Here is a 20,490-nt window from a genome sequence, read left to right on the forward strand (position 1 = left end):
TCACACTCAGGCTGTGCCCATCGCGGTCATCAGCGCCGAGAACATGGAATTGATGGTCGTAATGATCTGGGATGCGGCAGCGTATTTGTTCTGCAACGCACTCAGATTCGCGCTTTCCTGGTCAATGTTGACGCCGGACTGCGACGACAGCGAACTCGCATAGGTCGACTGCGCGGTCTGCTTGGATGTGTAGGTCGCCGATGCCTGGCTCGCCTTGCCCGCAACGCTGGCAACGATCGCTGCCGCATAGTCGGTGAAAGAGCCAGTGGTGGCGCCGAGCCCACCCGCCATCGCGAAGTTGGTCGACCCCGTGAGCGCACTCGAGAGCGCGTTCACCACCGTCGCCGAACCCGACGACAGCACCGAATTTCCGACCGTCAGCGTGGACGATGCATCGAGCGTCGCCGTCGGCAGCGCGGCGGAGCCGCTGAGGATGTCGCTGCGCACAGCGATGTTGGACGCGCTGGTCCCCGTGATCAGGTCGTTGAGCCCGAAATATTGGGAAAATCCCTCACCGCCGACCGAACTCGTCATCTGGTTGATGGCGATGCCATTGCCCGACCCGGTCGCCGAGATCGACAAATGTCCGTTGGCATCGACCGATGCCGATACGCCGGAGATGGTGTTGATCTTGGCGGCCAGAGCCCCCACCGTGGAATACGCCGATAGATCGATATCCTGATACGATACGAGATTGCCGCCCTTGTCGGCGACTGCGATACGCACCGTGCCGGTGCCCACGAACGATGTCGAATTGCTGACAGTCGCCGTACCGGTCAGGCTCGTCGGCGGCGGCACCGATGTGCCCTGGTTCGATACCGCATTCACGCTCGAAGCCAGCTGCTGCGCAAGCTCATCGAGCTGCGACTGCGCGGCCGGCAGGGTCTGGTCGCGCAGGGTAATCAGGGCGCTGACCTTGCCGGAGGAGATCTGCGAAGTGATGTCGACCCCGTTGACGGTGATGCCGCTGAAGCCGCTCGTCGCTGATCCCGCGGTATACGTTGTCGACGCCGTGACGCTGGGCGCCGCCGTATAGCTCAGCGGGTGCGCCGTGCTGTCGACGAGCGCCTGCCCGGAACCGGTATAGATCTGCAGGTCACCGCTCGACGTGGTGAAATAGCTCACGTTCATCTGCGACGCGACGTCCTGCAGCGCGCTGTTGCGCTGATCCTCGAGATCGGCGGTTGGCTGGCCTGCGGCCGCTTCCTGCTTGATCTGCTTGTTGAGGTCGGAGATCTGCTGCAGGTCGGCATTGATATCGGTGACCGACGAGGCGATATCCTGGTCGGCGTTGGAGCGCAGCTTCTGGATGCCGCTCGAGGTCTGCTGCAGCTGATTGGTAACGGCCGCGAGCGCGCTGACGGCGTTCGACTGCAGCGAAGCGCTGCTCGGCGTGCTGGCAAGCGAGGACAACGCCGACTCGAATGCCGCGATCGTGTTGGCCAGCGAGGTGCCCGTCGTGGAACTGCCGCTGCTCGACGTGCTGCCATAGAGCTGCTGGAGCTCAGTCAGATAGTTGTTGTTGGTGTCGGCGGTGCCGAGATCGGAATTGGCCCCGACCAGCGACTTCAGGAGCAGCTTGTCGACCGCGCTGGTGATCCCCGAGATCGTGACACCGGTGCCGACGCCGCTGGTGACGCTGCTGCTTTGGTTGGCGGTCTTCTCGGTATAGCCCTTGGTGTCCGCATTGGAGATATTGGCCGAGGCGACGCTGATCTGCACCTGCGTGGCAGACAGGCCGCTGAATGCGATGCTTCGTGCGATATCGAGCGACGACACGGCCAACTCCCTCCGGCGACGGCCCGATCAGGCCCGCACGTTGGTGCCATAGGACATCGCGGATGTGACGCGACGGCCACCGGCTCCGTATGGCGATACGTTGGCGATCTGCTCGCGGATCGCCTGCATGATCGCCTCGATCCGGCGGTTGCTGGCATCGATCGCCGCACGCAGCCGCATCACGTTCTCGTCCATCGCGACCCGAAGCTTCAGGATCCGGTCCATCAGCTGTTCGCGCAGCACGCGATCCTGGACGTTGAGATTGGCGGTCTTGCCGACGGCCTCCGCGACACACTGCTCGAACAGCGTCGCGAGGCGGTTCTTCTCGTCGACTTGCTTCAGCCGAGAGGCGGGCAGGCCCTTGGCGAGCTCGACGTTTTCCTCGTTCACGATCTCGATCAGATTGTCGATCAGTGCGATCAACGACCTGGCGCGCTCGTCATTGCCCGCGGGATTGATCTTGATGTTGCGTTCCGGTGTCATGTCATCGCTCCCGTTCAAGCTAGTGTCCGCGACGCAGGGCGCGAACCGACTGTGCGCTGCGTCCATACGCGGTGATTGCCGTTACCCGGACCGAGGCCCGGTTGAGTTCCTGGTCGAGCCGTGCGCATTCTCGCATCAGCAGGTCCCGCAGCGTTTCGACGTCGTCGAGCAACGCAGTGAGTTGCGCCCGATCGTTCGGCTGAGCCGACGCAGCCCTCGCCTTCAGCCGCTGAAGCCTGACCAGCAAGCGGTCATTCTTCGCTTCGGTCATCATCGCGACACCGCCGAGATCAGCGTGTCGAACATCTTGTTGACGGTGGTGATCACCTGTGACGCCGCCGAATAGGCTTGCTGCGCCGAGATCATGTTGGAGAACTGGCCGCTGGTGTCAGTGGTGCTCGATTCCAGCTCGCTGCCGTAGATCGTGCCGGCACCGTTGGCCCCCGAGGTCTGTAGCGTGGCGTTGCCGGAGGCTGCCGTCGCGGAGTACAGGCCGTCGCTGGCCGCGCTCAATCCGTTGGGGTCGCTGAAGGTTGCGACCGCAATCTTGTAGATCGCGATGGTCTGCCCGTTGGAGTAGGTCGCATCGACCACACCACCCTTGCCGATCGCGATGCTACTCAGCTTGCCGTAGGGAAGACCGTCGGGCGTAATGCCGGTCAGGTCGACTGACGGGGTCGTCTCACCCGAGGCGTACTGGGTCAGGCCATCAGTCTTGCCGACGGTACCGAGATTGAGCGCGATGCTGCTGTTGGCAGCCCCGTCGGTCCAGCCCGTCACCGAGATCGTCGGCGGGCTTGGATTCGTCGAGGCGAGAGAACCATCGCTATTGAAAGTGATGGCCACTGTGCCGCTGCTCGTTGTTCCCGTCGTCGTACTCGAATTCGAGGCAAGCGTTGGATTTCCAAAGCTTGCGGTCCAGGCATTGGCGCCGGTCTTGGTCCAGGTGATCTGGATCGAATTCGCTGTTCCGAGCGAGTCGTACGCCGTCATGGAGCTGCTGAAGGTGGCACCAGTCGCCGCATCCGACGGCAAGTTCGCTGCGATCGTCGCCTTGGTCGTAGCACTGCCACTGGTTGCAGCAACCTGTGTGTTGATCGGCCCAAGACTCGCGGCCGACGCATTACCGAGGATGTTGCCTTGCGCGTCGGTGCGCCAGCCCTCGAGGTAGTTGCCGTTATTGACGAGGTAGCCCGAGTTGTCGGTGGTGAACGCACCGTTGCGCGTATAGGAGGTGGTGCCGCCGGTCGTCGCATTGGTGGTGACGAAGAAGCCGCTGCCCTGGATCGCAACGTCGGTGGCGTTGGTGGTCGCGGCCAGCAATCCCTGCTGGCTGATGTTGGCGCGGCCGGACACGTTGACGCCGCCGGACGTGTACGAGGTGGCGCTGTTCGACGCCGTCACCAGATCCTCGAACATCGCCGACGTGGTCTTGTAGCCGGTGGTATCGGCGTTCGAGATGTTGTCGGAAATCATTGCCAGCGACTGGCTCTGCGAATTGAGCGCCGAGATCGCCGAGGAAAGTGCACCAGTAAGACTCATGATAATACTCCGGAAGCAATCAGGACGTGACGCCGATGATATTGGCGGCGCTGACGGGGACACCGTTCACGAGCAGCGAAGGTGTCGAGCCGGACGCATCGATCCCGGTCACCGTTCCAGTCATCGTGGTGTAGCTGAGCAGCGAGTTTCCGGCGGAGTCGGTCGCGGTCACCTGGATCGTGTACTGGCCGCCGTTGCTGAGCTGAGTGCCGTTCGTGGTCTGGCCGTTCCAGGTGAAGGTGTTCGAGCCGGCGGTTCCGGTCCCCTTGCCGCTCCACACCGTGTTGCCCGCGGAATCCTGGATCGCGATCGCGACGTTGGAAGCGGCCGACGTGAGCGAGTAGCCGAAGGTCGCCGAGCCGTTGGTCAGCTCCGCCGTGTTGGTCTTCGCCTCGACGGTGTGGCCGATATAGTTGACCGAGTTGAGCGTCACGAGGCTCGAGAACGAGCTCGCGAGCGACGTCATGCTGGCGTTGGTCGACTGCTGCTCGGTGAAGTTGGCGTAAGAGGTGAGCTGATTGATGAAGTCGGTCGTGCTGGTGGCGTTCAGCGGATCCTGGTTTTGCAGTTCGCTGACGAGCAGGTTGAGGAAATCGGTCGAGCTCATCCCCATCGACGCGCTGGTTGACGAACTCGACGACGAGCTCGAGGCGGCGGAGGCTGCAGCAGAGGTTGCCGAGGAAACGGTCATGACAAGGCTCTCTTCGTCGCGGGCTAGGCGACGGAACGCGGTGAAACATTGGGATCGTGAAGTCGTTCGCAGATAAAACGGATGACGCGGCGATTTCAGGCGCGGATTCATCCGCGCGGAATCATTTGATTAATCGGCAGAATTTGCCGATCGGCCGCGGCGCCGCAGCACGCAAATGCGCCCGCCGCGGGAGGGCGCAGTGCGCCGCAAAAGAATGCGGAAAGCTTAGAGCGAGAGGCTGATTGGTAGATCCGGCTCGTCGAGCATCAATGCCGGCGGCGCCAGCGCGGGCAGCAGGCAGAGGGCCAGCAACAGCGCAGGCAGCACCTTGCCTTGCTGTGCGGAATCGCCTTGAGCCTGCGCATCGTTCGGCTGCTCCTCGGGTGCGGCCGGCTCCGAGGCCGGCTCTTGAGGCAGCTCCTGCTGGGGCAATTTCGCCGCAGCGGTCACGATGCGGTCGAGAAGGCCCTTGGGTGCGCGGACCGGCGGCGCCGCGAGCGCCCGGCGGACCGCGCTCGCCTCTTCATAGAGCGTCCGCGCCTCGACCGAGGATGCGAGCAGCTGGAGGGCTGCAAGACGTTGATCATCGGGCCAGCGGGACAGATCCTCCCCCAGCCGGTCGATCAGGTCTTCGAATGTCGCAACGTCCATCCCGCGCGCAGATCCCGCCTCGTCGCCAAGGTTGTCATAAAGCATTCGCGGGACGGCGGAAATCAATTTCCGCCGCCGTAGCGTCAGGTCCAGCATGGTGCTCACCGAGCGGCCTTTTTCCCCAACAGGACGCCCGCCCGAGCGCCCTGCCCCATCCCGGCGAAACGAGGTTCGCCGGCCGATTCGCCCGCTCAGCGGCCGGTGGCTGATTCGAGCGCCTTGTCGAGCGTCTTGGCCTTGGCCGCCTTGCCGGCGGTCGCCTCGACGAACTTCCAAGCGTCGCGGAGCTCGGTCAGGCTGGCAATGATACGCCGGAAATTCTCCCTGGCGTGAGGCCGGCCGTAGGAGCGCAGGCACGCCATGATCAGCGCGTTGTAGGTGCGGAACAGGCGATCGGCCATCGCGCCCCCACGGGTGACGTCGAGATGGTGGCTCAGTCCGCGCAGGATCGCGGTCGCCCGGGTCAGATAGGTGTGCCCTTCCTCGAAGCGCTTCGCCTCGTGCGCGTCCAGCGCCTTCTGCAGCAACGTGATGGCGCCGTCGCACAGCATCACCACCGCCTTCAGCGGCGGAACCGCCACCGCGGCGGATCGATAGGCATTGTTGGCGAGGTAGGCCGTAGCATTCTGGGTCATTATTTACTCGATGATGCGTTCAGGAGAGCACTCAGGTAGCCCAGCGTGTTGTTCGCGCTTTCGATGGCGGCCTGATAATTGGCGTATTGAAGCTGCAGCTGCGCCTTGAAGGTCGCCGCGTTGCTCTGGATGTCGCTGACCTGGGACTGCAGATCGGTATCGCGCGACTGCAGGTTGGTGATCATGGTCTGTAGCTGACCGCTGGTCCCGGAGTTGGTTTGTGCGAGCTGATAAAGTTGCGCCGCAAGCCCGGACGATGAGGTCACGGTGATCGATTGCGAGGTCGAGCCGGTGTAGGTGAATGCCATGCCGGCGTAGATCGTGCCCGAATTGCCGATAATGGAGTCGCCGACCACCGAAAAGCCGGAACTGTCGCCGCCGACCGAGGCACCGCTCAGCGTGCCAGTCGAATCCACCGTCACATCGAGCGTGAACGATTGCGGCGACGTGCCGGTGTTGACGACGTTGAGCTGGCTGGATGAGGCCGTCGTCTGCGCGGACAGCAGCTTGGTCACGCCGGTCAGGTTTTGCGTCAGCACGGTCGACAGCGTGCCGGTATCGAGCTGCAGCTCGTTGTTCTCGTTGAAGGACAGGCCGAGGTCGGCCATCGTCATGCCGCCGACGGAGCCGCTGAGCACCTGCTGAAGCTGGGTCATGATATCGCGCATCGTGCTGTCGCCGAACAGCACCGCGCTCGATGACGCCGTGCCGTCGGAATTCTGCGCGGACTGCGCGATCACCTGGTCGCGAAACGCATTGTAGTTGGTGACGAAGGTTTGCAGCGCTGACGTGATCTGGCTGGTGTCGGTCGAGATGCTGATGTTCAGGCTGGTGCCGCTCGGTGTCGGCTGCAGAAGGTCGAACGTGACGCCCGAGAGCACGTCGGAAATATCGTTGGTGTTGCGGGTGAGCGCGATGCCGTCGAGGGTGAATTCGGCGGATTGCGCCTTCTGCAGCACGTCGGTGAACGCCCCCGTTGTGTCGGTGACGCCGAGCTTGTTCAGGATGTCGTCGCCGGATGTCGACGAATAGGTGATGTTTGCGGCGTCCTGGGTCCCCGTCAGCACCATCTCATAAGACCCGCTCGACACCTGGACGATGGAGGCCTGGACGTTGGTGCTCGAGGTCTGGGCGTTGATGGTGTCGACGATATCCTGCATCGACATGCCGCTGGTGATCGAGATCGCCGTGCTGGTGCCGCCGGCGAGGCCCAGCGAAAACGTTCCGGAGTAACCGAGCGCCGTCGAGCTGCTCGACTGCGAAGCGCCGATCACCTTCTGCGCGGTTGCGAGCTGGGTGATCTGGAGCGTGTGATTGCCGGTCGCCGAGCCGCTGTTGACGCTCATCGACAGCGCCGAGGAGGCACTGACGTCGCCGGTGGATGAAATCGTCGCCGAACGTGTGGCGAACGCATTGGTGGCGATCGTGTTGATGATCGACGTGCTGAGCGACGACAATCCGGTCGCCAGTGTCGACAGCTCTGTCTGCAAGGATTGGTAGGCGGTGACCTTGGCCTGGTTCGCGGTAATCTTGGTGGTGATCGTGGTCGCCGCTGTGAGCTTGGCGTTAACTTCGGCATCGATCAGGGCAGTCCAGTCGATACTGGCCGAGTTGGTAGTGCCGGTCGTGGTCACCGTACTGGCCGAGCTGGCGGAACTCGACGATGTCGTACCTGATGTGCTCGAGGTGGCGCTGCTAACCGTCATGTCGACACCTCCGCCGTCGTGAGAATCGGGCCGGCAAGATGCCGGCCCGACCTATCGTTCGAATTAGCCGAGCAGCTTGAGCAGGTACTGCGGCATCTGGTTGGCGGCGGTTTCCGCCGACACCGCGGCCTGGGTCTTCACTTCGGCCGACGACAGCGTCGCCTGCTCGGAAGCGATATCAACGTCCTTGATCGCCGAATTGGCGGACTGCAGGTTCTGGGTCTGGGTCGAGATCGAGTCGGCGCTGAAGTTGAAGCGCGATTCCTGGGCACCGATCTCGGCGCGGGCGGACGACACGGTGTCGATCGCGCTGTCGAGGGCCGACATCGCGCTGGTGGCGCTCGACAGGCTGGAGACGTCGAGCGAGGTGACGCCGAGCGAGGATGCCGTGAGGCTGGTCAGCGTGATCGTGATGGTGTCGGCCGAGGTCGAGCCGACCAGCACCGAGACGCCCGAGGAGAACACGCTCGAACCGTCGAGCAGGCTCTGGCTGCTGTAGCGGGTGCCGGAGGCGATCGAGTCGATTTCGCCCTTGAGCTGCGTGAATTCCGAGTTGATGTAGGCGCGGCTGGAATCGGCGACGGTGCCGGAGGCGGACTCGGAAGCCAGCGACTTCATGCGGGCCAGGATGTCCGAGATGTTGGACGCGCCGCCGTCGGCGGTCTGCAGGATCGAGGTCGCCTGCGCCGCGTTGGTGGCAGCCTGCTGCAGCGTCGTGATGTCGGAGGAGATGCGGGTCGAGATCGCGAGGCCGGCCGCGTCGTCGGACGCGGAAGTGATGCGCGAGCCGCTCGACAGCTTCGAGAGCGCGCTGGTTTCCTGCATCGAGTTGATGTTGAGGTAACGGACCGCGGAGTTGGCGGCTGTGTTGGTGGAAATTGCGGGCATGATTAGCTCCTGTGCTGATGGGGCATGGCATGCCGCATCGTGAGAAAGTGAGGTGACGCGGATCCAGCCCCGTCCGACCGATCAAACGGAGCGGCCGCCGGTGGTCAGGCGCGAAATCTTCAGAAGCCGAAATTTATGGTTAACAGTCGGTGAACGCACCGCGCAGGTCGCGCTCGTGCCGCTTGAGCAACTCGCGCAACTGTTGCCGCCCGCGCTTCAGCAGCGACTCGACCGCGGCCACGGTCGTATCCATCACCTCGGCGATCTCGCCGTTGCTCATGTTCTCGTGGTAGGAGAGGATCACCGCGACGCGCTGCTGCTCGGGCAGCCGCTGCATCGCGAGCTCCAGCAGATTGCCGATCTCGTTGCGCTCGATGACGGTCGAGGCGTCGAGCTGGGTGTCGGCCACCTCGGGCACGACATCGACATTCTCGGTGCGCGGCTTGCGGCGCAGATCGATGCAACGGTTGCTGACGACGCGATAGAGCCAGGTCGAGAACTTGGCGCGGCCATGCTGCCAGCGGCCGCGATGCGTCCAGACCTTCAGCATGGTGTCCTGCACCACGTCTTCGGCATCGGCGGCGTTGCCGACGATGCGCAGCGCGATCGCGTAAGCGCGATCGACATGGCGCTCGACGAGAGCACGAAACGCCACCTCGTCGCCTGCGGCGAGGCGGTCGAGCAGTTCCTTGTCCTCGTCCTGGATCTCGACGGTGTCGAGCGGGCCTGCATCGGCAATCGTGGGAACGTTGCTCCAGGCAGCAGTCGCTTCGACCGGCGCAGCCGTGGCCGCCGTAGCTTCCACCTCGACCGCTGCCATCACATCAAGCGCGTAACTCATCCGCCGCTCTCCAACCAACGCCGCAAGCACACATCGCATGCGGCTTCTGAGCGTTGAACGGAGGGGCCAGACAAACCAGGCGAAGTTTTTTCGTTATTTTTCAAATGCTTAGCTGGATTTTTTTGCCGACCGCCCGGCAAAAGCTGCCGCTGCGCGGAGGCGCAGGCAGCAATTCTACGGAGTCTGGAGCAGTCGTTCAGCATCGCCTCGCATGCCCGCGGAAGATTTCGTCGCGCCGGAAAACGCTGTTGTCACATCAACTAACGCCACGCGAACACATGCATGCGCGGAGCATGCGAGTGATCCATCGCCGTTGGTCGCCATCTTGCATTCGACGATTGCGACTAGGCAAATTTTTCCGAATCACCATTTCGACGTTATCGGATTTTTTGAATCTGTCAGTCGCGAAGCGCGCGTTTTCGAATCCCGCATCAACTTTTTTGAATCATCGCGCCTGATTTGTCTCACGCAGGCGTTCAACGCATGAGGACTGGCGGGAATTTTGCGCATGACGATCATGACGGTCGACGCAACGCGTCGAGCGCAGAATGTTTCTGCATGTTCATTCGATGTTTTCGATACATTTCTGTTGCGCGCCTGCACGACGCCGGATGGCGTATTTGAAAGGGTTTTTCAGCTTTCTAGCATTGCTGAAAAATTTCCAAATATGTCCGTCAGTTTCGTTCAGCATCGAATTCAGGCGGAGGCGCGCGCACGCAAGCTGGCGCTGGAGCGCAGCGGCTCTGCTGAAGTGCGCATCGCCGACATCTACAAGTTCTTTCCGTTCAGGCTGTTCGGCCTGAACCGCGATGCATTGGGCGATCTCGCGCAGATCGAATTCGAAGCCGAGCTCGAACTGTGCCGCGCCAACCCGGAAATGCTCGAGCAATATCTGGACATGAAGCGGGGCGGTTTTCGCACTGGCTTCATTTCAGACACCTACTGGAGCACCGAGCAGCTCGCGCAACTGCTGCGCGCCTGCAGCCCGGGACTGACCTGGGATTTCCTCTACGCATCCTGCGATCACGGCTCCGGCAAGAGCGAAGCGCTGTTCGAGGCCTATCTCCTCGAGCAAGGCATCGATGCGGCAAGCTCATTCCATGTCGGCGACAATCACAACGCCGATATCAAGGGCGCCCGCCGTCACGGCATTCGCCCGCGCTATTATCCGCAGGCCAGCGCGCCGTTGGCATCGAAGTTTCAGCGCGAAACATCGATCTTCGAATTGCTGTGTCCCGATCAGCCGTCGCGGCTCGATTGCGGCGCGCGCACGCTGCGGCGCGCGGTGACGGCGCGCAGTGCAGAGCATTCTCCCGCTTTCAACCTCGGCGTGACCGTGCTCGGCCCGGTGATGGCCGCGCTCGACGCCTTCATCGAGGCGCGGCGCGCTGCGCTGGCGCGCGAGGGCGCGCGCGTCGCGATCGGTTTCCTCGGCCGCGACGGTCTGCTGCCGTATCGCGTCTGGCAGGCAAGCCATGGTGAGACCGGCGCCTATGTCGAGATCAATCGCCGTGTCAGCCTGGTCGGGTCCGCCGATACGCTCGAACCCCTCAGCGAGTTGCTGAGCCGGGTCGTCAAGATCGACGCGGCGACGTTTGTCGATATCGTCAAGGTGCAGCCGCCTGCGGTGATGAAGTTCTTTGCGCAATATCCCGACGGCATTGCGAGCGGACGCGAACTCGCCGACGCCCTGCCCGATCTGATTGACCCGCGCGAAATCACCGACATCGCTGCCGGCGTCCGCACGCGCCTGCTTGCTTATCTTCGGGCGAACATCGCGGATTTCGACGGCTGCACCGACCTCATCCTCGTCGACCTCGGCTATTCCGCCAGCGTGCAGAAGTCGCTGCGCCGCATCTTCGATCGCGAAGGCATTCGCATCCGCCTGCATGGCGCCTATCTGCTGACGCTCGATGATGCCTTCGACGACATCGCCGATGACGACACCGCGGAAGGCCTGATCTCGGATCGCATCGTCACGCCACACGTCAAGCGCATGTTGATCCGCAACGTTGCGTTGCTGGAGCAGCTTTGCTGTTCCGATGAAGGATCGGCACGCGACTATCGCGGCGGAGAAGTGTTGCGCGAGGGCGATCAGCGCCCGGCCGCTCAGCTGGCGCTGGCGAACGAGGTGCAATCCGGAACGCTGGCCTATGCGTCGCGCGCCCGCGAGCTGGCGCCGCACTACGCATTGCGGCCCGACGCGGATCCCGTTGTGGCGGCACGCTGGGCCGCCGCCGTGCTCGGACGCCTCCTGCTGTTGCCCGACGATGATGAACTCGTGCTGCTCGGCGACATCAAGCATGACGTCAACCTTGGCACCCAGGCGCTGGCGCCGCTGCTCGACGCCGGCTTCATCAATGACTGCATCGTCGCGCGCGGCCTCTCGGCCGCCTGCACGGCACCGGCGCCCCCGATGTGGCTGGCCGGCAGCTTTGCCGCGTTGTCACCGTCGCACGCCTACCTCTACACATTGTTCGGCGCCAATCGCCTGCCCGCGAACCTGTTCGGCGAGGCGCAATGCGGAACGCTGCAGGTCGGCCTGTTCGGGCCGGACGGCCAGGCGTCGCTGGAAGCCGTCAGCGTCTATCATACCGGGCTCGGCGACCTCCGCCTGCGGATTCCGTTGTCGCGCCGCATGGCGGTTGCGACCATCGCGCTGCCGCTGGCAAAGCTTACGCGCAACGGACTACTGCACGGCATCACGGTCCAGTACGGCGAGAGCGCCGCGAAGGCGGCGGAGAGTTCGAACGTGAAGGCGATCGCCGAGGGACGGCTGATCGATGCCGGCCTGGAGCGGAGCGGCCGTCAGTTCCGTGCCACCACCGAAGACGGCATGCTGCTGATCCCGGTCGACGGCTTTGAGGACGATGTTGCAATCTACACCGTCGCGCTGACCGCCCTCGACCATGACCGCATCCTTACCGTCGAGGGCCGCGACGGTAACGGAGTCCCCTCGGCCACGCTGACCTGGCGCAGCGCTAGCGGTGCGCAGGCAACCAACGGCCACTGAATTGTCCGCCTGATCTGGCCGCCCCGCTCGTAGAAGGTTAACGAGGGGTAGCGCGGGCATGATTTCGGCTGACACGGTGCAAGCGGACGGCTTGCAGACGAATTTGGACCAATTACTGGCGACCAACAACATCCGGATGAGCGCTGCACAGCGCCGTCGGCTCGCATGGCTGTCCGAACGGCTCGGACGCGCAACCGTCCACCAGGCCGGTACGGTGCCGGCGCGGGACCATGGCATCATCATCCTTGTTGAGCCGCCGAGCGGCCCCGCCGCCGAAATACTCTACCGGTCGCTTCGCGCCGATTGTGCGGTCGTAATCCCCTTCGGCGAGAATCCCGCGTTCGATTTCCTGAAGTCCAAGCTGACCGACTTCGGAACCATCGGGCCGAGCTTCGACGGCCCGCACGAGATGTGGTGGGGCGGCCTCAACTGGCGCCCGATCGCGCCCGCGGAAGGTGCCCGATCCGACGCAGCGCTGCGCGTGGTCTCCTGCTATCCCCGCGCCTGCGGCGACGGTCATGCCCGCGCGCTGCGAGAGAAGCTGGCCGAATTCGAGATCGCGTCCGACATCGTACCGATCGACACGGCGGATGGCGAGCGTATGTGCGCCTCCGAGAAATCCGCCTTCTTGCTGCGGATGTGGCAGGAGCATCGCGAGCCCCTGCTGTTCATCGAGGCCGATGCAACGCTCAGCGAGCCGCCATTGCTGCCGTCGTCCCTCGCATGCGACATCGCGCTCCACAAGTGGAACCGGTGGGAGATGTCGGCGCGCACTTTGTATCTCAGCCGCACCCCGGCCGCCGAAGCGCTGCTGCGCAACTGGCATCACATCGCGACCGCCTATCCCGCGGTCTGGGAGGGCTACCTGCTCGACCAGGCCTGGAGCCTGACGTCGTCGCAGATGGCGCTAGACACCGCCTGGCTGCCGCGCTCGTACCATGCGCCCGCTGAAGATGCCGGCACGCCCCGCCACACCACGGTCGTCCACAATCTGCCGACCGACAACAGCGACCTTGGGCCCGATGCCGAATTCGGCGTCACGATGCGGGCCGCGCGGCGCGCCAGCCGCAGCGGCGGCCGCGACGCCATGATCGTGATCAGGTCGCAAGCAGCCTCGAACAACGCGATCACCGTGATCATGCGCGATATCGCGACCAGCGACGCACGCGAAATGGCGGCCAGCATCGAGGCCGTCACCGGCGCGTTCGCCGCCGATTGCGGCGGGTTCGGCCGGCTCGAGCTCGCGCTTTGCCCATGGCAGGACGATATCCGCGCGGCGAAATCGGCCGCCGCCAGCGCGAACAACCGGATCATCGAGATTGCGCCCTGGCAAGCATTGCCGGCCGATCTGTTCCGCACCGTGGGTCAGTCCCGCGATGCCGGCAGCGTCCTCGTCATGGCCGGGCAGCGCGGCTGATCAACGGCACCACCATCAGGCAAGAGAAGGATATCGACATCATGAAAACCATCATCCTTCTCACCGGCGTCGCCGACCAGCAATTCGCGCTCACCGAGCTGTTGAAGGCGCACAATCCGGCGCTGTCGTTCCGCTGCGCGGTGACGGCCGAGGAGCTCGCGGCGATCGAGCCCGAGGTGTTGCGTGAGGCCAGGCTGCTGGCATTCACGACCAGCGTCATCGTGCCCGAAAGCATCCTGGCGGCGCTCGGCCACGGCGCCTATAATTTCCACCCCGGCCCGCCGCAATATCCCGGCTGGGCGCCGGCGCATTTCGCGCTCTATGACGGTGCGCGCACGTTCGGCGCGACCGCCCATGTGATGGCCGCGCGCGTCGATTCCGGCCCGATCGTCGGGGTCGAGTCCTTCATCATTCCCGACAAGATCAGCGTGCGCGGGCTCGAGCAGATCGCGTATGTGCGGCTTGCCCATCTGTTCTGGCGGATGTCGCGCGATCTTGCCCGCGATCCCTCACCGCTACCGGAGCTGGAAATCGCCTGGTGCGGCATCAAGAGCACCCGGCAGATGTACCGCGACATGTGCGAGCTTCCCGCCGGCATCAGCCCAAACGAGCTGGCCCGCCGGATCCGCGCCTTCCACGACGACTTCCGCGCGATCCCGCTGACCGTCTCCGTGCACGGCATCCGCTTCGAGCTGGCGACGATCGCGGCGCAGGCGCCCGAGACACCGCAGGTGGTCTCGCCGCCGCTCGCTGCTGCGTCCTGAAGCGCGACGAGATCAGGTTGAAGCGTCGTCGCGCTTGCGCTGTCCAAGCATGATCTTTTCGGAGAGTCGTTTCGCACCTCTCCGGGTCATGCTCTAATGCCGCCAAGGTTCACCCTGCGGATCGGCGAGCATTCCATTCAGGAGCGCTTCGGCCCGATGCAACAGCGGCTTCGTTCCGCTGCTCGATGCAATCGCAATCGCTGCGCGCAACTTATGCAGAATAGAAGTCCTGTCGTTCTCATTTGACGCCGGCGATACCGTCGCCTCTCCGAACAACGCCTCGGCTTCGAGGCCGGAGAATCCTTGCTGCCGCGCGGTATTCCGAGCCTCTCGCAGCATGTTCAGCGCAGCCTGCACATCCCCGAGCCGGCTGAGAGCGAGTGCCAAATAGATCGAGGTACGTAGCACGATCGAGGTATAGCTCACCGACCTGGCGACCTCTCGGGCTTCGACTAGCGTAATCCGCGCGTCAGCGAGACGTCCCTGTTCCAGATAGGCAATACCGAGATGGCAGGTGATGACCGGTACAAAGAGGCGAATTCCATACTTTTGTGTAATGGCAAAAGCGTCTTCCAGGATCGCCGCTGCTTCGCCAGGATTGCCACGCCCGAGCGCTAGACAACCAGCGCTATACCCCGCGCCAACGCGATCAAATGGCCTGTTGCTCTCATTGGCGATTGTTGACGCGCGTTGATGAAACTCGGCCCCCGTATCAATCTCTCCCAAGGTCGTGTGGGTCACGCTCTTCATCATGCAGGACAGCAGCTCCAGGGTTTTCGGCGTCGTCCCGGGCGGCGCGCTGGCCTTCGGCTCGGACAGGCGGAGGCACGCCTGTCCCAGCATCTGCTCTGCGTCGCGATAACGCCCGGCAATGAAATAGGCTTGGCCAAGGCTGTATTGAGCAAGGTTGAGCCAACCGGGATTGCCCCACTCTCCTGCCAAGCGAGCAACCTCCTCACCGGTTTCGATGGCCTCGATCGGCGTGCCGTAGAAGTTCTGCGCCCCCGACCTGACCGCCATCGCCGCGACCTTCCGCCCGATATCATCAATCGCGTTGGCGCGCCCCTCCGCATCCCTTCCAAGGTCGAACCATTCGGCGACCTTGCCTGCGCTCATGAAGGCTGTGCGCGCCTCGATGCGAAGGTCGACCGCATCCGCTTCGCGCGAGCGAGCGAACGGCGTCTTGTCGAGTGCGGTCATCGCGATCTCGAAGTAGTTGGCTGCGTCGGCAAATGCCGATCTTGCCAGGCTCTTCCGCGCGGCAGTTCTGCCGTAGCTGAAAGCTTTCTGCCAGTCCTTTGCTCGCATTGCGTGATAGCAGAGCCTGTTCGGCTCATCATGCGAACTCCCATTGGCCTCCAGCGCCGCAAAAATGCGCGCATGGACGCTTTCCCGTAGCTTCTCGACCATCGAGTCATAGGTCACTTGGCGAACCATCTCGTGCGGGAACTCGAGCAAGCCATCCTGCTCGACATCGATCCTCACCAGAAACTCCGCGCGATCGAGCGCGATCAGGCAGCGCTGAAGCGCCTCCGGCGACAGACCGGCCACCGTGCGCAGCATGGATTCCATCGACTGGGGTCCCAACGCCGCCGCGATCTGCAACAGCGAACGCTCCTCCTTCGAGATGCGGTCCAGACGCGTGGCGATCACGCCCTGGATGCTGCTCGGAATTCCGAGATCGCCGACCGGACGCGCCAGCGCCAGATCGCCCCAATGCCCGCGGAGAACCCCGCTGTCCTTGAGGCTGCGGCAGACCTCTTCGATGAAGAGCGGCACGCTGGCGGTATGAAGAACGACGCGGCTCTTCAGGTCGGCCATGTTCGCGGACGAGCCCAGGATGTCGTCCAGCATCTCCCGTCCGGCGTCCTCGCCGAGCGAGCGCAACGCCGCGACTTCAGCGTTGCAGCGCGCGACCCAATCCGGAACTCCATTCGGCCTACTGGTCAGCAGCACCAGAAGCCCGGGCACCGGCAGCGAAGCAAGTGACGCCATGACGGTCTCGCTGGCGCGATCGATCCAGTGCAGATCCTCGATCAGGATCACCGCACGCCGGCGAACAACCACGCCTTCGAGAATCGCGCAGCACGCCTCGCTGATCGCGCGGCCGCGCGCATGCGGCTCCAGCTCGCTCCATTCCGGATCCGAGATCGGACGGTCCAGCACCGCGTCGATGGCCGAACGCTGAAGTCCTATCAGGCGCGTTGGGCCATCGGTGTCGGCCGCGGCTCCCTCCAGGATCGAGAGCATCAGGGACTTTAACGTACTGAACGGCGCGCCTTGAAGATTCGGGCTGCACTCGGCGTGAAACGGGAGCCAGCCCTCGCGGGTGAGTTCGTCGACGAACTCATGCACCAGCCGCGATTTTCCGATACCGGGATCACCAATCAAGAGCGCCGTTTGCCGGTTCGGGCCGGCGTCCTGCGCCAACCTCCTGAGCAGCGCAGTCTCATTCGACCGGTTGACGAACCGCGCAACGCTGCGTGCCCTGCGCACCCGCCAACTGGAGACGTCGGTTGCACCCGTCACGCGGTAGATCGGCAGAGCCTCACTAAACCCCTTGAGCTGCCTGCGTCCGAGAAACTCGAACTGAACGTTACCTTCAGCGAGCTTCTGGCAGGCTTCGGACGCGTAGATCTGATTCGGTTCAGCAGCCGCTTCGAGCCGCGCCGCCAGATGTTGTGCGGCGCCCCCAATCTCATAAACCTTGGAATACTCGCTGGCGACCATGTAGGCCACGACACGCCCTGAATGGAGCCCGACCCGAACCTGGAGCCCCGAATCGCCCAAAGCGGCGACGCGTCGAACAAGCTCGATCGCAGCATGGCAGGCAAGCGGCGCGTGGTTGTCATCAGCAATCGGGGCGCCAAATACCGCGGCGAGCCCATCACCCAATTCCTTGCTCACGATTCCGCCAAACTGGCGCACAGCGCCGCGCATGGCGGCCAGGGCCGGCTCCAGGCGGGAGACCGCCTCTTCCGGATCCAGGTCCGCTACGAGCCCCGTGGAGTCGACCACGTCGGCGCGAAGGATCGTCACAAATCGCTGTTCGCTGTCGGGATCGACGCGCTTGGCTACGGCGGCACCGCATTGGGCGCACCAATTGTCGTTCGCTCCGATCGTCGATTGGCATGCAAAGCAAAGCATTCCTGCTCTCAAAGGCTGCTGCGGTCTCGCCAGCTCAGCATCCCGGTGAGCAGCTTAGAGTAGAGATTACCCATCGGGACATGCTTATCAATCCGGACGTGCAGTCCGTCTGCACCCGCGCCAACCCGAGAGGTTGCTAATCTGGACGAAATACAGTCTTGAGTGGTAGGTCGAGGCGCGAGAAATCAAACGGCGCAACTCGAGCCGTGCGACCGACTTCGTTCGACGTCCCCGCGTTGCATAACTTATGTATAGCTAGAGCAAGCCAAAGTTGTAATGAAAGGGAAATCCTATGGGCGGAAGAGTATTCAATAACCAGCAGTTCAAAGATCATATCAACGCGCACTACTATCCTTTGGACAACATGATCAAGAGCGTCGCTATACTTAAGGCGTCGGATCTTATCGACATCGAGACGCTGGAATATGGTCAATACCAGCCGATCCTGTCGCCCAGGCACCAGTGGCCGGGCGGAAGCGGCAAGTTGTGGCAGAAGGAGATGGGCAAGGCGCGCCTTGACCTTGCCACTCAAGCAAGCACCGCAGCCCTCTCCAAGGACGAGGCCGGCGTCGTACCGCTGACGAAATGCGCGCTGATGGATGCCGCCGTCCGCAAGTGCTTCAACTCCCAACCTCCGATCCCGATGAAGATCGATGTGAAGGAGAAGGACAAGAATGCGCCGAACGCCGATCGACACGACATTCTGCTGACCTGGGAGCACGCCAACGGCGACAATCAGCCGCCAACGCTGCTGCTGCTGACGATGGTCTGCCCGGCCTGATCCGCGATCGCAGGCGGCACTTTCCGCGCGACGGTATTGCACCTCACGCGGCTGCCTGCTGGCAGCCGCATCAACCTTGGCCCACCGCCGATGCCGTGGGGATGATCTATGACGCCGGGCGGCGCTGCTGCAACAGCGCCCTCACCGCACGCTCCGCGGCGCGCGCGGAGCCGAAATAGCCGCCATCGAGGCCATCAAAGGCGCGATCCGAGGAGAAGAAGCAGAAGCCTCTGGCGTCGCTGACAACGATACCCGCGGTTCGATCCGATACTTCGATGACGTAAGCTTGGGACATTTGGGCTTGGGACATGCGTGCTCGATCGCCGGATGACGGCGCTCCTGTCTGATTGTCGGGTGCTTGGATTTTTCTTAAGCGATCAACAACAGACGCCGGTCGCCGCTGAGACGCAGCGATGCTGCATGCGGTTTCGCATGTCGCACATCAAGCTGCGGTGGTAATGTCTCATGGCAGTGACCTTGAACAACGCGGGTTAGCGCGGATCAATATCCGGCCGAATCGCGCCGCGGTCAATGAAATGACCGACCAAAGATCACGGCCCGGCGCGATGCCTCATTCGCGACGACCGGGAAAACAGCACGGTTTTGGTGATGACGGTTGCGGTCCGCCGAATTGGCCGACCTTGGCCGGGCACCGTGCGTCCTGGTGCCCGGCCGCAATCGCTCAAGGCAGGATCGGAGGGTGATAGGTGAAAGTCGCCATCAGGATCGCGGCCAGCAGCATCACGATCGGGAAGTGGATGAAGAACTGCACCGACGTATAACCGATCAGATCCTTCGACTTCAGACCGAGGATGCCGAGCAGCGGCAGCATCCAGAACGGGTTGATGAAGTTCGGCAGCGTCTCGGCGATGTTGTAGACCATCACTGTCCAGCCCAGATGCGCGCCGATGTCGTTGGCCGCCTTCATGATGTAGGGCGCCTCGATGATCCACTTTCCGCCGGCCGACGGCACGAAGAAGCCGAGCAGCGCCGAATAGATTCCGACCAGGAACGAGAACACGGTGGAATTGCTGGAGACGCCGACGAACCAGTGCGCGATCGTGTCCGACAGCGTGGTGCCGCTGCTGTTCGGCACCTTGGTCAGGATCTGCGCGATGCCGGCGTAGAACGGAAACTGCAACAGCACGCCGGAGACGCTCGGCATCGCCTTGGAAAAGGATTCGATCAGACTGCGCGGCCGCCAGTGCAGCACGATGCCGAGAATGAGGAAGACGAAATTGTAGGTGTTGAGCCCCGACAGCGTGATCAGCGGATTGCCTGACTGGAACGTCTGCCACAGCCAGCCGGCGGCAAGTAGGGCGATCAAGATCGTCAGCAGCGGACTGAACTCCAGCCAGTCGCCCGGACGGGCCGGCTTCCTGGCCTCGATGCGGTCATCGCCGAGCGCAACGCCGAGATCTTCCGCCGTCTTGGCCTGCTCGGGCGCGGGCGTGGTGAAATAGCAGATCGCCGCCGACACGACGCTCACCATCGCGACGGTGACCATGTTCTGCCAGGTCAGGATGGTTTCCGAGAAGCCGATCACGCCGGTGATCGGCAGAAGCGATGCCGGAATGCTGCCGGCATTGGCCTGGAGCTGTGCGGCCGACGACGTGATGCCGAGGGTGAAGCCGCAACCGAGCCCGAGATAACCGGCCGCACCGGCCGCCCGATAGTCGAGCCGAATGTCCGTGCGCCGCGCGATCTCCCGTACCAGGAGGCCGGAGAAGATCAGGCTCAGACCCCAGTTCAACAGCGAGAGGAAGATACTGAGCATCCCGACGAACACCACCGCGCCGCGCCCGGTCTTCGGCACACTCGCGAGCCGCGCCAGCACGGCTGCGACCGGCGGCGACATCGCCACGACGTAGCCGCCGATCGCAACCAGCGCCATCTGCATCGTGAAGGGAATCAGATTCCAGAACCCGTCGCCGAACGCGCGACTGACGGCGAGCGGCGAGCCGCCATGCAGGATCGCGCCTGCGGCAACCGCGATCACGGCGATCAGGACGAAGACATACGCATCCGGAAACCAGCGCTCGGCGAACGCCACCAGGGCCTGCGAAAATCGCGCCATGATGTTGTCCGCGACAGGTTTTCGCAGGCTCATGGTTTGGTCGTGCGTTGCATTCGTCATCAATGATCCCCTTCC

At 63.3% G+C, this 20,490-nt stretch carries 18 protein-coding genes; 5 read left to right on the forward strand and 13 right to left on the reverse strand.

Annotated features, from left to right (window positions below; genetic code table 11):
* Nucleotides 1-6: 6 nt before the first annotated feature.
* The 10 genes from flgK to ACE103_RS29205 form a co-directional block, all read right to left on the reverse strand.
* A complete protein-coding gene (flgK, locus tag ACE103_RS29160; protein ID WP_375775862.1) occupies nucleotides 7-1,779 on the reverse strand; it encodes a flagellar hook-associated protein FlgK in 1,773 nt (590 codons plus the stop codon).
* Nucleotides 1,780-1,806: 27 nt separating this feature from the next.
* Entirely contained in the window at nucleotides 1,807-2,262 is a 456-nt protein-coding gene (locus ACE103_RS29165) for a flagellar protein FlgN (protein WP_092125877.1), read from the reverse strand.
* 19 nt (nucleotides 2,263-2,281) lie between these two features.
* On the reverse strand, nucleotides 2,282-2,533 hold the full coding sequence (locus ACE103_RS29170) for a hypothetical protein (RefSeq protein ID WP_375775863.1): 252 nt from the start codon (nucleotides 2,531-2,533) through the stop codon (nucleotides 2,282-2,284).
* On the reverse strand, nucleotides 2,533-3,804 hold the full coding sequence (flgE, locus tag ACE103_RS29175) for a flagellar hook protein FlgE (RefSeq protein WP_223968914.1): 1,272 nt from the start codon (nucleotides 3,802-3,804) through the stop codon (nucleotides 2,533-2,535). Before flgE ends, ACE103_RS29170 begins: the two co-directional genes overlap by 1 nt.
* 19 nt (nucleotides 3,805-3,823) lie before the next feature.
* Entirely contained in the window at nucleotides 3,824-4,495 is a 672-nt protein-coding gene (locus ACE103_RS29180; RefSeq protein ID WP_375775864.1) for a flagellar hook assembly protein FlgD, read from the reverse strand.
* A 225-nt stretch (nucleotides 4,496-4,720) separates the two neighbouring features.
* Entirely contained in the window at nucleotides 4,721-5,242 is a 522-nt protein-coding gene (locus ACE103_RS29185) for a hypothetical protein (RefSeq protein ID WP_375775865.1), read from the reverse strand.
* Nucleotides 5,243-5,337: 95 nt separating this feature from the next.
* Entirely contained in the window at nucleotides 5,338-5,781 is a 444-nt protein-coding gene (gene fliS, locus ACE103_RS29190) for a flagellar export chaperone FliS (protein WP_223968912.1), read from the reverse strand.
* A complete protein-coding gene (gene fliD, locus ACE103_RS29195) occupies nucleotides 5,781-7,487 on the reverse strand; it encodes a flagellar filament capping protein FliD (protein WP_375775866.1) in 1,707 nt (568 codons plus the stop codon). Before fliD ends, fliS begins: the two co-directional genes overlap by 1 nt.
* Nucleotides 7,488-7,550: 63 nt before the next feature.
* Entirely contained in the window at nucleotides 7,551-8,375 is an 825-nt protein-coding gene (locus tag ACE103_RS29200; RefSeq protein ID WP_050405219.1) for a flagellin, read from the reverse strand.
* A 139-nt stretch (nucleotides 8,376-8,514) separates the two neighbouring features.
* Entirely contained in the window at nucleotides 8,515-9,216 is a 702-nt protein-coding gene (locus tag ACE103_RS29205; protein ID WP_375775867.1) for an RNA polymerase sigma factor, read from the reverse strand.
* Between the two features lie 211 nt (nucleotides 9,217-9,427).
* Here ACE103_RS29205 and ACE103_RS29210 point away from each other — a divergent pair, with 211 nt between their 5' ends.
* The 4 genes from ACE103_RS29210 (at nucleotide 9,428) to ACE103_RS29225 (ending at nucleotide 14,410) form a co-directional block, all read left to right on the forward strand.
* The gene (locus tag ACE103_RS29210) at nucleotides 9,428-9,703 is read left to right on the forward strand and encodes a hypothetical protein (protein ID WP_223968908.1); all 276 of its coding nucleotides are present in this window, start codon (nucleotides 9,428-9,430) and stop codon (nucleotides 9,701-9,703) included.
* 180 nt (nucleotides 9,704-9,883) lie between these two features.
* Nucleotides 9,884-12,229 (forward strand): hypothetical protein, encoded by a 2,346-nt coding sequence (locus tag ACE103_RS29215; RefSeq protein ID WP_375775868.1) that lies wholly within the window; start codon nucleotides 9,884-9,886, stop codon nucleotides 12,227-12,229.
* Nucleotides 12,230-12,332: 103 nt separating this feature from the next.
* The gene (locus ACE103_RS29220) at nucleotides 12,333-13,646 is read left to right on the forward strand and encodes a hypothetical protein (protein ID WP_375775869.1); all 1,314 of its coding nucleotides are present in this window, start codon (nucleotides 12,333-12,335) and stop codon (nucleotides 13,644-13,646) included.
* A 38-nt stretch (nucleotides 13,647-13,684) separates the two neighbouring features.
* Entirely contained in the window at nucleotides 13,685-14,410 is a 726-nt protein-coding gene (locus tag ACE103_RS29225) for a formyltransferase family protein (protein ID WP_375781206.1), read from the forward strand.
* A 93-nt stretch (nucleotides 14,411-14,503) separates the two neighbouring features.
* Here ACE103_RS29225 and ACE103_RS29230 read toward each other — a convergent pair whose 3' ends face one another.
* Nucleotides 14,504-17,557 (reverse strand): AAA family ATPase, encoded by a 3,054-nt coding sequence (locus ACE103_RS29230; RefSeq protein ID WP_375775870.1) that lies wholly within the window; start codon nucleotides 17,555-17,557, stop codon nucleotides 14,504-14,506.
* 364 nt (nucleotides 17,558-17,921) lie between these two features.
* Between ACE103_RS29230 and ACE103_RS29235 the strand changes: the two genes are divergently transcribed.
* Nucleotides 17,922-18,338, forward strand: a complete 417-nt coding sequence (locus tag ACE103_RS29235) for a hypothetical protein (RefSeq protein WP_342712268.1) — start codon at nucleotides 17,922-17,924, stop codon at nucleotides 18,336-18,338.
* A gap of 106 nt (nucleotides 18,339-18,444) precedes the next feature.
* Here ACE103_RS29235 and ACE103_RS29240 read toward each other — a convergent pair whose 3' ends face one another.
* A complete protein-coding gene (locus ACE103_RS29240; protein ID WP_223968903.1) occupies nucleotides 18,445-18,648 on the reverse strand; it encodes a hypothetical protein in 204 nt (67 codons plus the stop codon).
* 372 nt (nucleotides 18,649-19,020) lie between these two features.
* A complete protein-coding gene (locus ACE103_RS29245) occupies nucleotides 19,021-20,475 on the reverse strand; it encodes a short-chain fatty acid transporter (protein WP_375775871.1) in 1,455 nt (484 codons plus the stop codon).
* Between the last annotated feature and the right edge of the window lie 15 nt (nucleotides 20,476-20,490).

The sequence above is a fragment of the Bradyrhizobium sp. ma5 genome (assembly GCF_042258955.1).
In the GTDB taxonomy this organism is placed as follows: Bacteria; Pseudomonadota; Alphaproteobacteria; order Rhizobiales; family Xanthobacteraceae; genus Bradyrhizobium.

Excerpts from the sequence above, each read along its gene's own strand:
- ACE103_RS29165 (WP_092125877.1), bottom strand. The coding sequence starts at position 2,262 with ATGACACCGGAACGCAACATCAAGATCAATCCCGCGGGCAATGACGAG.
- ACE103_RS29170 (WP_375775863.1), bottom strand. The coding sequence starts at position 2,533 with ATGACCGAAGCGAAGAATGACCGCTTGCTGGTCAGGCTTCAGCGGCTG.
- flgE (WP_223968914.1), bottom strand. The coding sequence starts at position 3,804 with ATGAGTCTTACTGGTGCACTTTCCTCGGCGATCTCGGCGCTCAATTCG.
- ACE103_RS29180 (WP_375775864.1), bottom strand. The coding sequence starts at position 4,495 with ATGACCGTTTCCTCGGCAACCTCTGCTGCAGCCTCCGCCGCCTCGAGC.
- ACE103_RS29185 (WP_375775865.1), bottom strand. The coding sequence starts at position 5,242 with ATGCTGGACCTGACGCTACGGCGGCGGAAATTGATTTCCGCCGTCCCG.
- fliS (WP_223968912.1), bottom strand. The coding sequence starts at position 5,781 with ATGACCCAGAATGCTACGGCCTACCTCGCCAACAATGCCTATCGATCC.
- fliD (WP_375775866.1), bottom strand. The coding sequence starts at position 7,487 with ATGACGGTTAGCAGCGCCACCTCGAGCACATCAGGTACGACATCGTCG.
- ACE103_RS29200 (WP_050405219.1), bottom strand. The coding sequence starts at position 8,375 with ATGCCCGCAATTTCCACCAACACAGCCGCCAACTCCGCGGTCCGTTAC.
- ACE103_RS29205 (WP_375775867.1), bottom strand. The coding sequence starts at position 9,216 with ATGAGTTACGCGCTTGATGTGATGGCAGCGGTCGAGGTGGAAGCTACG.
- ACE103_RS29210 (WP_223968908.1), top strand. The coding sequence starts at position 9,428 with ATGCCCGCGGAAGATTTCGTCGCGCCGGAAAACGCTGTTGTCACATCA.
- ACE103_RS29215 (WP_375775868.1), top strand. The coding sequence starts at position 9,884 with ATGTCCGTCAGTTTCGTTCAGCATCGAATTCAGGCGGAGGCGCGCGCA.
- ACE103_RS29230 (WP_375775870.1), bottom strand. The coding sequence starts at position 17,557 with ATGCTTTGCTTTGCATGCCAATCGACGATCGGAGCGAACGACAATTGG.
- ACE103_RS29235 (WP_342712268.1), top strand. The coding sequence starts at position 17,922 with ATGATCAAGAGCGTCGCTATACTTAAGGCGTCGGATCTTATCGACATC.
- ACE103_RS29240 (WP_223968903.1), bottom strand. The coding sequence starts at position 18,648 with ATGTCCCAAGCCCAAATGTCCCAAGCTTACGTCATCGAAGTATCGGAT.
- ACE103_RS29245 (WP_375775871.1), bottom strand. The coding sequence starts at position 20,475 with ATGACGAATGCAACGCACGACCAAACCATGAGCCTGCGAAAACCTGTC.